The organism is Zobellella sp. An-6 (assembly GCF_052487945.1).
The window spans coordinates 507,055-523,492 of sequence record NZ_CP199259.1; the positions used below are offsets into that span (position 1 = coordinate 507,055).

Consider the following 16,438-nt stretch of genomic DNA (forward strand, 5'->3'; position numbering starts at 1 on the left):
CGAGGTGTTCCATGACCCTGCCATCCCGGCCCCTGCCGCTCCATGATCACTGGCCGCTCCGCGGGCGGCTGGGCGGGCGCGAGTTCAGCCTGCTGCTGTCCCGCCGCGGCCTCTGGGTCAACCTGGTGCTGCTGGCGTTGCTGGCCGCCGCCGCCACGGCGGCGCTCGGCCTCGGCAACGTCAGCCTGAGCCCGGCCGAGGTCTGGGCCGCCCTCCGGGGCGAGGCGCCGCCCCTGCACCGGCTGGTGGTGCAGGAACTGCGCCTGCTACGGGTGCTGGCGGGCATGGCCACGGGCGCGGCCTTCGCCCTGGCGGGCTGCCTGATGCAGACCCTGGCGGGCAACCGCCTGGCCACGCCCGGCATCATCGGCATCGACAACGCGGCCACCGCCTTCGCGGTGGCCTCGGTGGTGGGGGTGGCCGGCTCGCTGGCGCCCTCCGCCATGTCCCTGGTGGGCGCCGTGACCGCCACCGTGCTGGTGTTCGGCCTGGCCGGCGGCAGCGGCACCCGGGGCTATCGCTTTATCATCGTCGGGTTGGGGGTGGGCGCCATCGCTGGCGCCGTCACCCAGCTGATGCTGAGCCGGGTGGCCATCGACCAGGCCAACGTCGCCTTTCCCTGGACGGTGGGCAGCCTCAACGCCCGCTCCCCCGAGGCCACGGCCCTGCTCGGCGCCGGCCTGCTGCTGGGCCTGGTGCTGGCGCTGCGGCTGGCGCGGGCGCTGCAGGTGCTGCAGCTGTCCGAGCCGGTGGGCATCGGCCTCGGGCTCAGGCTCAAGGTGGTGCGCGGCCAGTGCCTGGCGCTGTCGGTGGGGCTCACCGGCCTGGCGGTGGCGGTGGCCGGCCCGGTGGGGCTGGTGTCGCTGCTCGGCCCCGAAATCGCGCGCATGCTGTGCCGCCACCGGGGCGTGCCCCTGCTGGCCTCGGCCCTGGCCGGGGCGCTGCTGATGCTGCTGGCCGACCTGGCCGGGCGGCTGCTGCTGGCGCCGCTCGAGATCCCGGTCGGCATCGTCACCGCCGTGGTGGGCAGCCCCTATCTGTTGTGGATGTTGTTGAGTCCTTCCTTCAGGAGTCGTTCTTGATGAATGCTGCCGTCCCCCTGCAAACCCTGCTTGGCCATCAACAGCAGGCCACCCTGTCGGCCCATGAGCTGGTGGTGGCCCACGATCGCCAGGTGATCATCGACGGCCTGGCGCTGCGGCTGGCGCCGGGCCAGGTCACCGCCATAGTGGGGCCCAACGGCTGCGGCAAGTCGACCCTGCTCGGCGCCCTGGCCCGGGTGCTGCGCCCGCGCGGCGGCAGCATCTTGCTGGACGGGGCCGACATCCATCGCCGGCCCGGCCGGGAGATCGCCCGCCGGCTGGCGCTGCTGCCCCAGCACACCTCGGCGCCCGAGGGCATGACGGTGCTGGATCTGGTGCGCTTCGGCCGCCAGCCACACCAGGGCTGGCTCAGCCAGTGGTCGGAGGAAGACCAGCACATAGTGGCCGAGGCGCTGGCGGCGGCGGATCTGGCGGGGCTGGAGCAGCGGGTGCTGGATCAGCTCTCCGGCGGCCAGCGCCAGCGGGCCTGGATCGCCATGGCCATCGCCCAGTCCACCCCGCTGCTGTTGCTGGACGAGCCCACCTCGGCGCTGGATCTGGGCCACCAGATAGAGGTGTTCGAGCTGATCCGCGCCCTGGCGGGCCGGGGCAAGACGGTCGCCATGGTGGTGCACGATCTGGCCAGCGCCTGCCGCTATGCGGACCAACTGGTGGCCATGCGCGACGGCCGCATCGTCGCCCACGGCCATCCCCGGGACATCCTCACCCCGGCCCTGGTGCGCGAGCTGTACGGGGTGGAGTGCGACATCATCCAGGATCCGGCCAACGGCAGCCCCATGCTGGTCAATGTGCGCCGAGCCCGACGCTGACCGTCACCGGCGTCAGAGCGCCTCGGCCACTTCCTCCAGCTGCAGGCGCAGGCTCTGCAGGCCGCCGCCGGACAGGTACCACAGGGCCGGCGACAGGTAACCCAGCTTGACCGACTCGCCGCCCGCGGCGTCCAGCTCCCCGCGCAGGGCGGCCGGGTCGAGCGCCCCGGTGCCGATGGCCGCGCTGCGATCCACCACCAGCAGCACATCCGGCGCGGCCTGGGCGATCTGGGCCGGGGTCAGGGGGGTGAAGGTACGGTTGCCGCTGCTGCGGCTCTCCACCCCGGCGGGCAGCGCGGGGGCCTCGAGCCCGAGCAGCCCGCTCACCACGGGATCGTTGCGCAGCGAGTACCTGCCGTCGTTGTGGGTCACCACCAGCACCCGGGAGTCGGTGTCCATGCCGTTGCGCAGCTCGGCGATATCCCGCTCCAGCTCCGCCAGCGCCTGGTCGGCGGCGGCCGAGGCCTCGAACTCACCGGCCAGGGTGCGCACCTTGTGGCTGAAGCCCTCCCAGTAGCCCTCGCCGGCCAGGCTCATGTCCCGCACCGGGGCCACCGCCTCGAGCCGTGCCTGCAGGTCGCCCTGGCGGCCGGTGATCAGGATGAGGGAGGGGGCGGCCGCCGTCAGCGCCGCGAAGTCCGGGGAGCGCAGGCCGCCGATGTCGACGTAGCCGTCCGCGGCATAGCGTGCGAGATAGCCGGGCAGGGCCTGCTTGGGCACCGCCACCACTTGCTCACCCAGGCCAAGGGCGTCCAGGGTATCCAGGCTGCCGTGATCGAAGCTCGCCACCCGCTCGGCGGCCAGCGCCATCTGCCCGGCCAGCAGCAGGCCGGTTGCCGACAGTACTTTTATCAGATCCATTTCGTTCTCCTTTGCGTTGATCTTGCGTTATCGAACAATCAATAACGATTCTCATTATCTCATGGATCGCCGGAGGCGGCGCCGGCTGCCGGTGGTACATGATGTTGCAAAAATGGAACGGGATGGGTATCGGCCGGGCCGCAGGCCAGCCGGTTTGGGGCGCAAACATGGGGCCATCGACCGACAAATCCTCGTGGTTCTCCGTAGTCACTCCCGCCATGGCGGAGCCCGGTGCACTATGTCCTGGATCTCCGCCGTCGGCGATGGCGGCAGTGAAGCACCGGTGGTCCAGGGGAATGGCCGGCGAATAAGCAGGGGACGACTGTGTCAGCCGTCTGGAATGGGGCTTTAGGCCCCATTGTTCGTGCCTGTCATTCCCCGGGCCACTGATAAACCCCCCGGTTGAGGCCGTCGCGGATGGCCGAGATCACCTTGCCGGTGTGCAGGGTGGCGCCGGTGTAACCGTCGAGGTCCGTCACCACCCGCTCCGGCTGGTAGAGATCGAAGAACTGGTGCAGCGGTTTGCCGGTCAGGTAGTCGGCCACCTGCCGGTACTGGCGGGTCACCGGATAGAGGGGGGCGTCTTCGGCCAGGGCCAGGTAGTCGACGCCGCCGTAGGCCAGGTGACGGTATTCCAGGGCGGCCAGGTGGCCGTCGCGCAGCTCGAACTGCACCGCCACCTGCATTTCCCCCCTGTCCAGGAAGCTGCCCCGGTAGCGTCCGTCCAGGTAGGTGCCGGGCGCCAGTCCGAGCAGCAGCCTGCCGTCCGGGAGGGCGGCCGTATCGATGGGGGCCGGCGGCATGCCGGGCTGGGGAGCCGCCATGCCTTGCAGCTCGCCGATCAGGTAGCCGGCCAGCAGCCGGGAGGCGGCGCCGCTGTGGGCCACTCCGGGCCGCTTGTTGTGCCAGCCTTCGCTGGCGTCCTTGCCGCACCAGGCCAGCACCACCTCCTCCCGGCTGGGATGGTCGGGGATATAGGCGGTGATGTCGTACACCTTGCCGTCGATGGCCTTCCAGCAGCTGTCGCGGCTGTTGTGCCGGGCCAGCTCTTCCCGGCTGATGGGCGCGGCGCGGGGCGGCTCGCTGGCGCCGGCCCGGGTGCCGCTCAGGGCGTGGCTGATCACCAGGGTGGCGATGGCGGCGCAGAAGGCGACCAGGGCGGTGTAGGCTATCTTGTTGAGGTTCATAGGAAATCGAAGGCCTCCGTATGGATGTGGGCGCGCGGCACCCCGGCCCCGGCAAGCAGCCGGAGCAGGTGGTGGATCATGGGCGGCGGGCCGCAGATCAGCAGCTCCCGCTCCCGGAAATCGGGGCACTGTTGCGCCAGAAAGCCGAGCTCGAGCGGGCCCTGCTCGGAAAAATAGTGGGGCACCAGGCGCAGGGCGGGATGCCGGGCGGCGATCCCGGCCAGCTCCTCCAGGTAGTAGGCGCGCTCGGGGCGGTTGGCCAGGTAGCAGAGCACCACCTCTTCTTCTTTGCCGGGGTCGGCGGCCAGTTCCCGGGCGGCGGACACGAAGGGGGTGATGCCGATGCCGCCCCCCAGCCAGAGCTGTTTCCGTCCGGGGGCGGCCTGCTCGAAGAAGGCGCCGTAGGGGCCTTCCAGCAGCACCCGGCTGCCCAGGGCGACGGACTGCAGCGCCCGGCTGGCATCCCCCAGGGCCTTGATGCCCAGCTTCAGTGCCGGTGCTCCCGGGGCCGAGGACAGGGTATAGGGATGTTCCTCGCCCCGGCCTGCGGTGAGGCCGTCATCCAGGGGGCTGAGGTAGACGAACTGCCCGGCCCGGTGGCGGAGCGGGCGGCGCTCGGGGCTGAGGGCGAGCTCCACCACGTCGGGCGCCAGGGATCTGACCTCGGTGACCCGGTAGGGCCTTCTCGCCAGCCGGGGCGAGAGCCCCTTGCGCCAGAGCAGGGCCAGGGCCGCCAGGGCGGCGAGCAGCCACCAGGGCCAGGGGCTGGCCAACGGGGGCAGGGTGTGCGCCAGGGCCAGCGCCAGGGTGGGGACGGACAGCAGATGCAACCGCTTCCAGCTCTGGTAGCGGATGGGCCCGAAAAACTGGAAGGTGGGGGCCAGGAAGATCACCAGAGCGAGCAGGGCCAGCCAGCCGGTCCAGGTGAGCCAGTCGGCCGGGGGCGGAAACAGCAGGGCCACCGCCATGGCGAGGGAATGGGGCAGGGCGGCGAAGGCGAGCAGCAGCACGTGCAGCAGGATCAGCATAAAGGCGCCGAAGCCCAGCCGGCGGTGCAGCCGCCACAGCCGGGGCAGGCCGCCGAACCCGGTGTCCAGGGCGGGCAGGCGGACGCTGAGGGCGGCGGCCACCAGCATCATGGCCAGCCCCAGTATGCCGCAGATCCGCCCCGCCAGGGCCAGGCCACCGGCCCAGCCGCCGGTATAGCCGCTCCACAGCCGGGGCAGGGCAACGGCCAGGGGCAGCAGTATCAGGGCGAGGGCGAGGAGTTCGCCGGGGGCAAGGCGCTGGCGCATGGTCGGGATTTCCTGTCCGGTGGTGCCGTGGGGCGTGGCCGGCGCCCGGGGAAGCTAGATATAACCATAGCATTTTCAGGGAGAAGCGGGTTCAAGCGGGATCTGGAAATGCTGGTGTCTCGCTTGCTCTCTTGTCTCGCCTGGGCGATGCCCCGGGTCTGCCAGCAAGCAGAGAGTAAAAACGCCCGGCACCTTGCGGTGCCGGGCGTGTTCTTGGCGTTAACGGCGGCGTCTTAGCCGTTCAGGGCGGCCAGGTCCTGGTTCAGGGTGGCGCTGGGGCGCATCACCTTCTCTACCGCGGCCGGGTCCACATGATAGTAGCCTTCCAGCCCGGCGGGCTTGCCCTGGACCGCGTTCAGCTCTTCCAGGATCTTGGCTTCGTGCTCGCCCAGGGCCTTGGCCAGGGGCGCGAAGTGGGCGGCCAGTTCGGCGTCGTCGGTCTGGGCGGCCAGTTGCTGGGCCCAGTACAGGCCGAGGTAGAAGTGGCTGCCGCGGTTGTCCAGCTCGCCGGCGCGGCGGGACGGCGACTTGCCGTTGTCCAGCAGTAGCTCGGTGGCCTTGTCCAGGCACTTGGCCAGGATCTTGGCGCGCGCGTTGCCCTCCTTGATGCCCAGCTCTTCCAGCGACACGGCCAGGGCCAGGAATTCACCCAGGGAGTCCCAGCGCAGGTGGTTTTCTTCCATCAGCTGCTGCACGTGCTTGGGCGCGGAGCCGCCGGCACCGGTCTCGTACATGCCGCCGCCGGCCAGCATGGGCACGATGGACAGCATCTTGGCGGAAGTGCCCAGTTCCATGATCGGGAACAGGTCGGTCAGGTAGTCGCGCAGCACGTTGCCGGTGACGGAGATGGTGTCCTGGCCGCGCTTCATGCGCTCCATGGAGAAGCGGATGGCTTCGTTGTAGGACATCAGGCGAATGTCCAGGCCGTTCAGATCGTGCTCCTGCAGGTAGGCTTCCACCTTCTTGCGCAGCTCGTTGTCGTGGGCGCGCTCCTCGTCCAGCCAGAACACGGCCGGGGTATTGGAGTTGCGGGCGCGGGTGACGGCCAGCTTGACCCAGTCGCGGATGGCCGCGTCCTTGGTCTGGCAGGCACGCCAGATGTCGCCCTTCTCCACCTGGTGCTGCATCAGCACCTGGCCGTTTTCATCCACCACGCGCATGGTGCCGTCTTCGGCCAGTTCGAAGGTCTTGTCGTGGGAGCCGTATTCCTCGGCCTTCATCGCCATCAGGCCCACGTTGGGCACCGAGCCCATGGTGCGCGGATCGAAGGCGCCGTTGGTCTTGCAGAAGTTGATCACTTCCTGGTAGATGCGGGCGTAGGTGCTCTCGGGCATCACCGCCTTGGTGTCTTTCTGCTTGCCGTCGCGGCCCCACATCTGGCCGGAGTTGCGGATCATCGCCGGCATGGAGGCATCGACGATGACATCGCTCGGCACGTGCAGGTTGGTGATGCCCTTGACGGAGTCCACCATGGCCATTTCGGGGCGGTGCTCGTAGCAGTCGTGGATGGCCTGCTCAATCTCGTCCTGGGTGGACTGGGGCAGGGTCTTGATCTTTTCCAGCACGCTGTTCATGCCGTTGTTGGGGTTGACGCCCAGCTCGTCGAACAGCTCGCCGTACTTCTCGAATACCTCGCGGTAGAACACCTTGACCGCGTGGCCGAATACGATGGGGTGGGACACCTTCATCATGGTGGCCTTGACGTGCAGGGACCACATCACGCCGCTTTCCTTGCAGTCCTGCAGGGTCTGCTCGAAGAAGTCGCGCAGCTTGCTGCTGCTCATGAACATGCTGTCCAGCACTTCGCCTTCCTGCAGGGCCAGTTCTTTCTTCAGCTCGACCTGGCCGGCCTGGTTGACGAATTCGATGCGCACGGTCTGGGCCTTGTCCATGGTCACGGACTGTTCGCTGGAGAAGAAGTCACCGCCGTTCATGTAGTCGGCGTGGGAGCGGGAGGCCTTGCTCCAGGCGCCCATGGAGTGGGGATACTTGCGGGCGAAGGCCTTGACCGCGGCCGGGGCGCGACGGTCGGAGTTGCCCTGGCGCAGCACCGGGTTGACCGCGCTGCCGAGGATCTTGGAGTAGGCGTCGCGGATGGCTTTTTCTTCGTCGGTCTCGGGGGCCTCGGGGAAGTCGGGCACCGCATACCCCTGGGACTGCAGCTCCTTGATGCAGGCGCGCAGCTGGGGTACCGAGGCGCTGATGTTGGGCAGCTTGATGATGTTGGCATGCGGATCCTGGGTCAGTTGGCCCAGTTCGGCCAGGCCGTCGACCACGCGCTGCTCCGGGCTCAGGCGCTCGGGGAAGGCGGCCAGGACACGGCCGGCCAGGGAGATGTCGCTCAGGGTGACCTTGATGCCGGCGGCGCTGGTGAAGGCGCGCACGATCGGCAACAAGGAGTAGGTTGCCAGGGCCGGGGCTTCGTCGGTCAAGGTGTAGACGATGGTCGATTCTTTCGTTGTCATTATTTCGCTATTTCCCTGCTTGATAGGTGGGGGATCAACGGCTCGGCGCGGGCACCCACTTGTGGTGGGCACCGGGCGCCGGCCAACGCCGCTGGATTGAATTTCCGACCGGCATTGTATGACGTTCGCGCACAAGACTTAAGGGGGTTGCGTGAATTCTGTCGACTTGTTCGACTAATTGATGGTTGCTTAAGCAATATAAAGGCATTTTTATGCACCCCTTGCGGGGGTATCACGCTGCTCCGCGCCGGCTCCGTGCCTTCCGTCGCGGCCAGGCAGACCCGCTCCCTTCCCTCGGCCCTGGCCGGGCAGAGGGCGGCATCGATCCTTTGCAGCAGGGCTGCGACGCCGTCCGTCGGTTCGGCGGTACCGGCCCCGGTGGTGCGATTTATCTGAGGTAGGGCAAGGTTCTGCTCTGGGGTTCGTATTATCATCCCCCGCCTCGTCATGGCGCCGGACGGCAATAGGGCCGGGGGCTCCTTGAGGGGAGGGGGCAAGATGCGGAATTGGGGATGTTGTTCAGGGTGATAAAGGCGGAGCCGATGAGAAAAACCTGGTGGCCGCTCTGGCTGTGGCTGCTGTGCGTACTCCTGATCCTGGTGTGGGGCCGGCCGCTGGTGCGGCACGAGTTCGAGCGCAGCCTGGGGGAGAGCATGATGGCACTGGCGGCGGGCATGGCACGCCAGCTGGTGCTCGGCCGGGAACAGGTGGCGGAGCTGCTGCCCCTGGATTATGCCGCGCTGCAGCAGCATCCGCTGAACCGGGCATTCGAGCGGGATGCCCGCGAGCTGATGGCGCTGGCCGATATCCGTTACATCTATGTGGAAGTGGCGCTGGGGGCTGCGACACCGTTCCGGGTGGAGCCGGGCGAGGAGGCGGTATTCAATGCCGCCGCCGGCACCCCGCTCGATATCCTCTATCTGCTCGATGCCGTGACCGAGGAAGAGGCGGTGCGGCAGGAGCGGCCTTTCCCGGAGAAGGAGAGGTACGGCCTGCTCGGCGAGCGGAACAGATCGCTGTTTGCCGGGCGCAAGCCCGGCTGGCTCGTCAGCGAGGATCGCTGGGGCAAGTACATCACCGCCTATGTGCCCCTGCACCTGAGTGACGGCGATTTCCTGGGCATGCTGGGGGTGGACTACGACTACGGCAGCTACAACCGGACCCTGCTGCTGTACGAGTCGGTGCTGCTGCTGCCCCTGCTGCTGAGCGGTGGCGTGCTGCTGTTCCAGTTGTTCCAGTTGAAAAGCAGCATCAGGGCCGAAAAACAGGCCCGGGGAGAGGCCCTCCAGGCCTACAGGGATACCCTGACCGGCATCTGGAACCGGCGCGGGATCTGGCGGCTGCTGGAGCGGCAGTGGCGGCTGGCGCGGGCGCACCATCACGGCGTGACCCTGCTGCTGGTGGACGTGGATTACTTCAAGGAATACAACGACAACTACGGCCATCCGGCCGGTGACCGCATGTTGCAGGCGGTCGCCGGCATGCTGGCGGAGCTGGCCGGGGAGTACCAGGGGGTGGTCGGGCGCTACGGCGGCGACGAGTTCATGCTGTTGTTCGCCAACCTGATCCCGGGGGAAGAGCACAAGCTGGGCCAGGAGATCCTGGCCCGCTGCCGCACTTTGGCGATTCCCCACGCCTTTTCCCCCATCTCCGACCGCCAGACCCTGAGCGTGGGCGCCGTCACCCTGGCGCCCGGACAGGAGGTGGCGATGGACACCCTGGTCGAGCTGGCGGACAGGGCGCTTTACCAGGCCAAGCGCCATGGCCGCAACCGGGCCTGCTGCCATCAGGAGCCGAAACGGCGGGCCGGCTGAACGGCCCACCGGGATCAGCGGTACAGCCAGTGGGCGATGCGCGGCACCAGCCGGGGCATGACCAGGTAGATCACCAGGCCGACGATGACGCCGGCGCTGATGGCGTGGCGGATGCCCCACAGGCCCAGGGGCGGCACCTGCTCGAACAGGGGCGACAGCACCGGCGGCACCACCATGGTCAGCACCCAGATCACCAGGCTGGTGACCAGCCATTGCTTCCAGCGGGTCGGCTGTTTGGGCGGCGGGTTGAGGGGCTGGAACCAGTTGTCGATGCCGGAGGAGATCTCCACCTGGTCCGGCAGCTCCAGATAGTGCTCCGCTTCCTCGAGCAGGGCCTGGCGCTCGCGGGACTGCACCCAGGCCTCGGCCTCCGCCCGGCTGGCGAAGCGCACCGCGATATCGTACTGGGTATGGCCGCAGGTCGGCTTGAAGATATTGACGCCCTGGTGGCCGGAAAAGCCGGCGGCCACGTCGATGGTCTTTCTCAGCCAGTGCTCGTAGTCACCCAGCGCCTGCGGGCGCACCCGGTGGCGGATCAGGACCGACACGCCGGCCGGTATGGTATGGGGTTGTTCCGTCATGCCGTGCTCCTTCTTCAGGGCAGCTCGGGTGCCTGCAATGGCTCTCCGTCGTAGCCCTCGACCTTGCCGAAGCGTTCAGCGCCCGTGTTCCAGTCGGCCAGGGCCCGGGCGATGTCGTCCCTGCTGTGGCCGACGAAGTTCCACCAGATGTAGATGTCCTCGTCCAGCGGCTCGCCGCCCACCAGCAGCACCCGGGCGCCGGGGGCCAGGGTCAGGGTGACCTGTTCCCGGTGCAGGCCCAGGTAGGCCAGCTCGTTCTCCGCAAAGTTTTCTGCGCCGAGCGCCAGCTGGCCTTCCAGCACGAAGAGGCCGTATTCGAACTCCGGGCGCAGGGGGAGGCTCAGCTCCGCCCCCCGGGGGCTGTGCAGATCCATGCCCAGCAGGGGCGAGAAGCTGAGGGTGGGGGCCTTGTGGCTCAGGTAGTCGCCCACCAGCAGGGTGAAGTCGACGCCGTCCTGCGACCAGGCGGGCAGCCTGGGGTAGTGGTCGAAACGGGGCGGGGTGTCCTTGTCGGCCTCGGGCAGGGCAATCCACAACTGGGCGGCGTGCAGCCGGCCCTGGCCGGGCACCGACTCCTCGGTATGGGCGATGCCGTGGCCGGCGGTCATCAGGTTGACCTGGCCGGGGCGGATCACCTGCCGGTGGCCCAGGCTGTCCCGGTGCAGCACCTCGCCTGCCAGCATCCAGGTAAAGGTCTGCAGGCCGATGTGCGGATGGGGCCCCACCCGCATGCCGGGCTCGCCCGGGGCGAAGTCGGCGGGGCCGGCGTGATCGAGGAAGCACCAGGCGCCGATCAGCCGCCGTTGTTTGGACGGGACGGCGCGGGCCACGGGGATGCCGCCCACGTCGGCGAGGCGCGGCGCGATGCGCTGTATCTGGCGCTCGCCCTCCAGCAGCGGGCAGTCGCGGGAAGAGCCGAAGCTCGCCGACCATTGGATGTTGCTCATGGGACCTCCGGAAAGGGGTTGGTCAGGGTGCGTTGTCACCGGTCCGATAAGGTTAGCGCCTTATCGGGCCCATGACCGATTATGGCCGTGTCGCCGCGGCTAATACCAGTCGCCGCTGTCCCGGATCTCGCCAATCAGCGCCAGCAGCCGCGCCCGCACCGCCCGGGCCGCCACGCTCAGGGGCTTGTGGCGGGCATGGGCCAGGTAGATGCGGCGTTCTATTTCCGGCTCGGTGATCGGCAGCGAGGGCAGGGGCTGGGGTGCGTCGGCCACCCGCCGGGACAGCACCGAGTAGCCGGCGCCGGCCTCGACCAGGGCCTTGATCTGGTCCAGGGCGTCCATTTCCAGCACCACCCGCAGCGGGCGGTGCAGCAGCAGGGCCGCGCTTTCCAGCTCTTCCCGCAGGCGGTGGGGGCGGCCCGGCAGGATCAGCGGCAGCGCCAGCAGCTCGGCCAGGGGCAGGCGGTCGCGCCCGGCGAAGCGGTCGTCGCCGGGCGGGAAGATCAGCCGCAGCCGCTCCCGGGCGACCTCCTCGGCGGCCAGGCCCGGGTGCCCCTCGCAGTCGAACAGCAGGCCGAGATCCAGCTTGTCGTCCTGCAGCCATTCCTGCATGTGGCCCGAGAGCCCTTCGGTCAGCCGCAGCTGTACCTCGGGCAACCGCTGGCGCACCTGCAGCGCCAGCGGCACGCTGAGCAGGGGCCCGAGCGAGGTGGGAATGCCGACCACCACGGGCCCGGAGGGGCTGGCCTCGATGCCGCGCACCTCGTCGCGCAGCCCGGCGGCCTCGGCCAGCAGCGCCTTGGCGCGCCGCACCAGGTGCCGGCCGCTGTCGGTGGGGCAGATGCCCCGGGCCGAGCGGACCAGCAGGGCGCAGCCGAACTCCTCCTCCAGCTCCCGCACATGCCGGCTCAGGGCCGGCTGGGCCACGTACAGCAGCTCCGCCGCCCGGGAGAAGGAGCCCGATTCCACTATGGTCACGAAATAACGCAGTTGCCTCAAATCCATGGCGAGCCAGATCAAATTGTTAACTCTCGTATACCAATTATATCTTTTTAGTCTGGCGATAAATGCGACAAGCTGGGCAGAACAGGGACAGACAAGGAGAACGGCAATGCGACCCATGACATGGGAAGACCCCTTTTTACTGGATGAACAGCTGACCGACGAGGAGCGGATGATCCGCGACGCGGCCCGGCACTACTGCGAGGAGCGGCTGGCGTCCCGGGTGATCGCCGGCTACGCCGAGGAGAGTTTCGACCCCGAGATCCTGCGGGAAATGGGCGAGATGGGCCTGCTCGGCGCCACCCTGCCGGTGGAATACGGCTGCGCCGGCGCCAGCCACGTGGCCTACGGCCTGGTGGCCCGGGAAGTGGAGCGGATCGACTCCGGCTATCGCTCCGCCATGAGCGTGCAGTCCTCCCTGGTGATGCACCCCATCTTCACCTTCGGCAGCGAGGAGCAGAAGCAGCGCTTCCTGCCCCGGCTGGCGAGCGGCGAACTCATCGGCTGCTTCGGGCTGACCGAGCCGGACGCGGGCTCGGATCCGGGATCCATGCTGACCCGGGCCCGCCAGGTGGACGGCGGCTACCTGCTGAGCGGCCAGAAGATGTGGATAACCAACAGCCCCATCGCCGACCTGGCGATCGTCTGGGCCCGCTCCGACGCCCACGAGGGCAAGATCAAGGGCTTTATCGTGGAGCGCGGCACCAAGGGCTTCAGCGCGCCCGCGATCAAGGGCAAGTTGTCGCTGCGGGCCTCGATCACCGGCGAGCTGGTGCTCGACGACGCCTTTGTGCCGGACGCCAACCTGCTGCCCGGGGCCAGCGGCCTGGGCGGGCCCTTCAGCTGCCTGAACAAGGCCCGCTACGGCATCGCCTGGGGAGTGATGGGCGCCGCCGAGTTCTGCTGGCAGGCGGCGCGCCGCTATACCCTGGACCGCAAGCAGTTCGGCCGCCCCCTGGCCGCGACCCAGCTGGTGCAGCTGAAGCTTGCCAACATGCAGACCGAGATCGCCCTGGGGCTGCAGGCCGCCCTGCGGGTGGGGCGCATGATGGACGAAAACAGCTGGTCGCCGGAGGTGGTGTCCCTGATCAAGCGCAACAACTGCGGCAAGGCGCTGGACATCGCCCGGGTGGCCCGGGACATGCACGGGGGCAACGGCATCTCGGAGGAGTTCCAGGTGATCCGCCACATGATCAACCTGGAAACGGTGAACACCTATGAGGGCACCCACGACATTCACGGCCTGATCCTGGGCCGGGCACAGACCGGACTGGCGGCGTTCTAGCGCCGGCGGCAAGGAGGCGTGATGAACGCATTGCACGGACTGAAGGTACTGGACTTGAGCCGGGTGCTGGCGGGGCCCCTGGCCGGCCAGCTGCTGGCCGACCTGGGCGCCGAGGTGACCAAGGTGGAACGGCCGGGGGAGGGGGACGACACCCGCCGCTGGGGCCCGCCCTTTCTCTCCGATGAAGACGGCGCCGCCACCCCGGAGAGCGCCTACTACCTGAGCGCCAACCGGGGCAAGGCGTCGGTCACCATCGACCTCACCCGGCCCGAGGGCCAGGCGCTGGTGCGCCGGCTGGCGGCCGGCTCCGACGTGGTCATCGAAAACTTCAAGCGCGGCGGCCTGGCCCGCTACGGCCTGGACTACCCGGCCCTGAAGGCGCTCAATCCCCGGCTCGTCTACTGCTCCATCACCGGCTTCGGCCAGGACGGCCCCTACGCCGACCGGCCCGGCTACGACCTGCTGGTGCAGGGCATGAGCGGCCTGATGAGCATCACCGGCGAGGCGGACGGCGAGCCCATGAAGACGGGGGTGGCGATCACCGATCTGTGCACCGGCCTCTACGCCGCCCTGGCCATACTGGCGGCCCTGGCCCACCGGGAGCGCAGCGGCGAGGGGCAGCACATCGACCTGGCGCTGCTCGACGTGGCCACCTCCCTGCTGTCCTACCAGGCCAACAACTACCTGGTCGGGGGCCGGGTGCCGGCGCGCATGGGCAACGCCCACCCGAGCATAGTGCCCTATCAGGTGTTCGCCACCGCCGACGGCCACCTGCTGCTGGCGGTGGGCAACGACGGCCAGTTCAGTGCCTTCTGCGAGGCGGCGGCCTGCCCCGGTCTGGCGAGCGACGAACGCTACGCCGGCAACCGCGCCCGGGTGGCGCACCGGGAGGAACTGATCGCCCTGCTGGCGACAGTGCTGCGCGGCCGGACCACGGCCGACTGGCTGCACCGGCTGGAGGCGGCGGGCGTGCCCTGCGGCCCCATCAACACCGTCGACCAGGTGTTCGCCGATCCCCAGCTCCGCCACCGGGGCATGGTGCTGGAGCTGGACCACCCCCTCGCCCCGGGCCTGCGGCTGCTGGGCAACCCCATCCGCCTGTCCGGCACCCCGCTGGCCTGCCGGCGCGCGCCGCCCCGGCTCGGGGCCGACACCGGCCGGGTGCTGGCGGAGCGGCTCGGACTGGACGAGGCCGAAATCCGCCGCCTGCGGGCGGAGGCGGTGATTTGAGGCATGGCGCGGGCCGGCATGGCCGGCCGCCGTTTTTGGGATTGAAACCGAGGTATTGCGATGAAAGTACTGGTAACCGTTAAGCGGGTCGTCGATTACAACGTCAGGGTCCGGGTCAGGCCCGATCACAGGGGCGTGGAGCTGGCCAACGTCAAGATGGGCATGAACCCCTTCTGCGAGATCGCGGTGGAAGAGGCGGTGCGGCTCAAGGAGCAGGGCCTGGCCCGGGAAGTGGTGGTGGTATCGGTGGGTCCGGCCCAGGCCCAGGAGCAGCTGCGCGCGGCCCTGGCGCTGGGCGCCGACCGGGCCCTGCTGGTGGAGGCGGACGCCGAGCCCGGCGCCCTCGCCCTGGCCCGGCTGCTCAAGGCGGTGGTCGACCGCGAGCGGCCCGATCTGGTGCTGCTGGGCAAGCAGGCCATCGACTCCGACAACAACCAGACCGGCCAGATGCTCGCCGCCCTGGCCGGCCTGCCCCAGGGCACCTTCGCCTCGGCCCTGGCCTTCGCCGACGGCAAGGTGCGGGTGACCCGGGAGGTGGACGGCGGCCTGCAGACCCTGGAGCTGGCCCTGCCGGCGGTGATCACCACCGACCTGCGGCTCAACCAGCCGCGCTACGCCTCCCTGCCCAACATCATGAAGGCCAGGAGCAAGCCCCTGGAGGTGCTCGCCGCCGCCGGGCTCGGCGTCGAGCCGGCATCCGGCCTGACCACCCTCAGGGTGGAGCCGCCGGCGCCGCGCCGGGCCGGAGTCCGGGTAGGCAGCGTGGCCGAGCTGGTCGACAAACTCAAACACGAAGCAAAGGTGATCTGATGGCTATTCTGGTTATTGCCGAACACAACCATCGCCGGCTGGGCGAGGCGACCCTCAACACCCTGGCGGCCGCCCGCCAACTGGGCGACGACCTCCAGGTGCTGGTGGCCGGGGCCGACTGCCGGGAGGCGGCCGAGGCCGCCGCCGGGATCCCGGGGGTGGCCCGGGTGCTGCTGGCGGACGCGCCCTGGTACCGGCATCCGCTGCCCGAAAACCTGGCGCCGCTCGTCGCCGGGCTGGCCGGGGACTATTCCCACCTGCTGGCGCCGGCCAGCGCCAACGGCAAGAACCTGATGCCGCGGGTGGCGGCGCTGCTGGGGGTGGATCCCGTGTCCGACATCACCGCCGTGCTCGACGCCGAGACCTATCAGCGACCCATCTATGCGGGCAACGCCATCGCCACCGTGCGCTCTAACGCCGCCGTCAAGGTGATCACGGTGCGCGCCTCGGCCTTCGAGCCGGTGGCGGCACAGGGGGGCGACGCCGCCATCACGGCCATCGACAGCCCCGCCGACAGCGGCCTGTCGCGGGTGATCGGCGAGGCGCTGAGCCGGTCCGAACGGCCGGAGCTGGGCGCGGCCCGGGTGGTGGTGGCGGGCGGGCGCGGCCTGCAGAGCCGCGACCATTTCGAGCTGCTGTATCGCCTGGCCGACAAGCTGGGGGCCGCGGTCGGCGCCTCCCGCGCGGCGGTGGACGCGGGCATGGTGGCCAACGATCTGCAGGTGGGCCAGACCGGCAAGATAGTGGCGCCCCGGCTGTATATCGCGGTGGGCATTTCCGGTGCCATCCAGCACCTGGCGGGCATGAAGGACTCGGGCGTGATCGTCGCCATCAACAAGGACGAGGAGGCGCCCATCTTCCAGGTGGCGGACTACGGCCTGGTGGGCGATCTGTTCGAGCTCCTGCCCGAGCTGGAGCGGCTGCTGTAGGGGGCTGTAACACGACGAGCCGGATGCCATCGGCCAAAGCGCACAACTCCGCCGGCACGCCGTAAATCCATCCATGGAGGCTCCGCCGCGCCCTCCCTGGCGCGGAGGGCCGGCGGAGCT

Annotated in this window: 14 protein-coding genes; 7 read left to right on the forward strand and 7 right to left on the reverse strand. The window is 69.3% G+C overall.

Translation table 11 applies throughout. The features are described 5' to 3' along the window. The first annotated feature begins 11 nt into the window (after nucleotides 1-11). Nucleotides 12-1,082 (forward strand): FecCD family ABC transporter permease, encoded by a 1,071-nt coding sequence (locus ACT7DK_RS02285; RefSeq protein ID WP_445395925.1) that lies wholly within the window; start codon nucleotides 12-14, stop codon nucleotides 1,080-1,082. Then, on the forward strand, nucleotides 1,082-1,912 hold the full coding sequence (locus ACT7DK_RS02290) for an ABC transporter ATP-binding protein (RefSeq protein WP_445395927.1): 831 nt from the start codon (nucleotides 1,082-1,084) through the stop codon (nucleotides 1,910-1,912). Before ACT7DK_RS02285 ends, ACT7DK_RS02290 begins: the two co-directional genes overlap by 1 nt. Nucleotides 1,913-1,924: 12 nt before the next feature. On the opposite strand, the gene ACT7DK_RS02295 is transcribed toward ACT7DK_RS02290, so the two are convergent. From ACT7DK_RS02295 to ACT7DK_RS02310, 4 genes are all read right to left on the reverse strand, one after another. Then, nucleotides 1,925-2,773 (reverse strand): ABC transporter substrate-binding protein, encoded by an 849-nt coding sequence (locus ACT7DK_RS02295; protein WP_445395929.1) that lies wholly within the window; start codon nucleotides 2,771-2,773, stop codon nucleotides 1,925-1,927. Between the two features lie 371 nt (nucleotides 2,774-3,144). Continuing rightward, nucleotides 3,145-3,960, reverse strand: a complete 816-nt coding sequence (locus ACT7DK_RS02300) for a cytochrome b5 domain-containing protein (RefSeq protein ID WP_445395931.1) — start codon at nucleotides 3,958-3,960, stop codon at nucleotides 3,145-3,147. Further along, nucleotides 3,957-5,255 (reverse strand): ferredoxin reductase family protein, encoded by a 1,299-nt coding sequence (locus tag ACT7DK_RS02305; protein WP_445395933.1) that lies wholly within the window; start codon nucleotides 5,253-5,255, stop codon nucleotides 3,957-3,959. Before ACT7DK_RS02305 ends, ACT7DK_RS02300 begins: the two co-directional genes overlap by 4 nt. A 233-nt stretch (nucleotides 5,256-5,488) precedes the next feature. Beyond that, on the reverse strand, nucleotides 5,489-7,720 hold the full coding sequence (locus tag ACT7DK_RS02310; protein WP_445395935.1) for an NADP-dependent isocitrate dehydrogenase: 2,232 nt from the start codon (nucleotides 7,718-7,720) through the stop codon (nucleotides 5,489-5,491). A 542-nt stretch (nucleotides 7,721-8,262) separates the two neighbouring features. On the opposite strand from ACT7DK_RS02310, the gene ACT7DK_RS02315 reads away from it, so the two are divergent. After that, on the forward strand, nucleotides 8,263-9,534 hold the full coding sequence (locus ACT7DK_RS02315; protein ID WP_445395937.1) for a diguanylate cyclase domain-containing protein: 1,272 nt from the start codon (nucleotides 8,263-8,265) through the stop codon (nucleotides 9,532-9,534). Nucleotides 9,535-9,548: 14 nt separating this feature from the next. Here the strand turns inward: ACT7DK_RS02315 and ACT7DK_RS02320 are convergent, their stop codons facing one another. From ACT7DK_RS02320 to ACT7DK_RS02330, 3 genes are all read right to left on the reverse strand, one after another. After that, nucleotides 9,549-10,115, reverse strand: coding sequence for a hypothetical protein (locus ACT7DK_RS02320; protein ID WP_445395939.1), 567 nt, complete (start codon nucleotides 10,113-10,115; stop codon nucleotides 9,549-9,551). Between the two features lie 14 nt (nucleotides 10,116-10,129). Continuing rightward, nucleotides 10,130-11,062: a pirin family protein gene (locus tag ACT7DK_RS02325; protein WP_445395941.1), complete on the reverse strand. Its 933-nt coding sequence runs from the start codon at nucleotides 11,060-11,062 to the stop codon at nucleotides 10,130-10,132. A 99-nt stretch (nucleotides 11,063-11,161) separates the two neighbouring features. Beyond that, nucleotides 11,162-12,067, reverse strand: a complete 906-nt coding sequence (locus ACT7DK_RS02330) for a LysR family transcriptional regulator (protein WP_445395943.1) — start codon at nucleotides 12,065-12,067, stop codon at nucleotides 11,162-11,164. A 106-nt stretch (nucleotides 12,068-12,173) separates the two neighbouring features. Here ACT7DK_RS02330 and ACT7DK_RS02335 point away from each other — a divergent pair, with 106 nt between their 5' ends. From ACT7DK_RS02335 to ACT7DK_RS02350, 4 genes are read left to right on the forward strand one after another with little or no spacing between them, the layout of a single operon-like run. Beyond that, on the forward strand, nucleotides 12,174-13,349 hold the full coding sequence (locus tag ACT7DK_RS02335) for an acyl-CoA dehydrogenase (RefSeq protein WP_445395945.1): 1,176 nt from the start codon (nucleotides 12,174-12,176) through the stop codon (nucleotides 13,347-13,349). 21 nt (nucleotides 13,350-13,370) lie between these two features. Then, nucleotides 13,371-14,579, forward strand: a complete 1,209-nt coding sequence (locus ACT7DK_RS02340; RefSeq protein WP_445395947.1) for a CaiB/BaiF CoA transferase family protein — start codon at nucleotides 13,371-13,373, stop codon at nucleotides 14,577-14,579. A gap of 60 nt (nucleotides 14,580-14,639) precedes the next feature. Next, nucleotides 14,640-15,389, forward strand: a complete 750-nt coding sequence (locus ACT7DK_RS02345) for an electron transfer flavoprotein subunit beta/FixA family protein (RefSeq protein WP_445395949.1) — start codon at nucleotides 14,640-14,642, stop codon at nucleotides 15,387-15,389. Beyond that, entirely contained in the window at nucleotides 15,389-16,318 is a 930-nt protein-coding gene (locus tag ACT7DK_RS02350; protein ID WP_445395951.1) for an electron transfer flavoprotein subunit alpha/FixB family protein, read from the forward strand. Before ACT7DK_RS02345 ends, ACT7DK_RS02350 begins: the two co-directional genes overlap by 1 nt. Nucleotides 16,319-16,438 lie beyond the last annotated feature (120 nt).

Bases quoted from the DNA above. Each gene is read 5' to 3' on its own strand.
- ACT7DK_RS02305 (WP_445395933.1), bottom strand. From the start codon at position 5,255: ATGCGCCAGCGCCTTGCCCCCGGCGAACTCCTCGCCCTCGCCCTGATA.
- ACT7DK_RS02295 (WP_445395929.1), bottom strand. From the start codon at position 2,773: ATGGATCTGATAAAAGTACTGTCGGCAACCGGCCTGCTGCTGGCCGGG.
- ACT7DK_RS02340 (WP_445395947.1), top strand. From the start codon at position 13,371: ATGAACGCATTGCACGGACTGAAGGTACTGGACTTGAGCCGGGTGCTG.
- ACT7DK_RS02335 (WP_445395945.1), top strand. From the start codon at position 12,174: ATGCGACCCATGACATGGGAAGACCCCTTTTTACTGGATGAACAGCTG.
- ACT7DK_RS02345 (WP_445395949.1), top strand. From the start codon at position 14,640: ATGAAAGTACTGGTAACCGTTAAGCGGGTCGTCGATTACAACGTCAGG.
- ACT7DK_RS02320 (WP_445395939.1), bottom strand. From the start codon at position 10,115: ATGACGGAACAACCCCATACCATACCGGCCGGCGTGTCGGTCCTGATC.
- ACT7DK_RS02300 (WP_445395931.1), bottom strand. From the start codon at position 3,960: ATGAACCTCAACAAGATAGCCTACACCGCCCTGGTCGCCTTCTGCGCC.
- ACT7DK_RS02330 (WP_445395943.1), bottom strand. From the start codon at position 12,067: ATGGATTTGAGGCAACTGCGTTATTTCGTGACCATAGTGGAATCGGGC.
- ACT7DK_RS02315 (WP_445395937.1), top strand. From the start codon at position 8,263: ATGAGAAAAACCTGGTGGCCGCTCTGGCTGTGGCTGCTGTGCGTACTC.
- ACT7DK_RS02285 (WP_445395925.1), top strand. From the start codon at position 12: ATGACCCTGCCATCCCGGCCCCTGCCGCTCCATGATCACTGGCCGCTC.
- ACT7DK_RS02350 (WP_445395951.1), top strand. From the start codon at position 15,389: ATGGCTATTCTGGTTATTGCCGAACACAACCATCGCCGGCTGGGCGAG.
- ACT7DK_RS02290 (WP_445395927.1), top strand. From the start codon at position 1,082: ATGAATGCTGCCGTCCCCCTGCAAACCCTGCTTGGCCATCAACAGCAG.
- ACT7DK_RS02310 (WP_445395935.1), bottom strand. From the start codon at position 7,720: ATGACAACGAAAGAATCGACCATCGTCTACACCTTGACCGACGAAGCC.
- ACT7DK_RS02325 (WP_445395941.1), bottom strand. From the start codon at position 11,062: ATGAGCAACATCCAATGGTCGGCGAGCTTCGGCTCTTCCCGCGACTGC.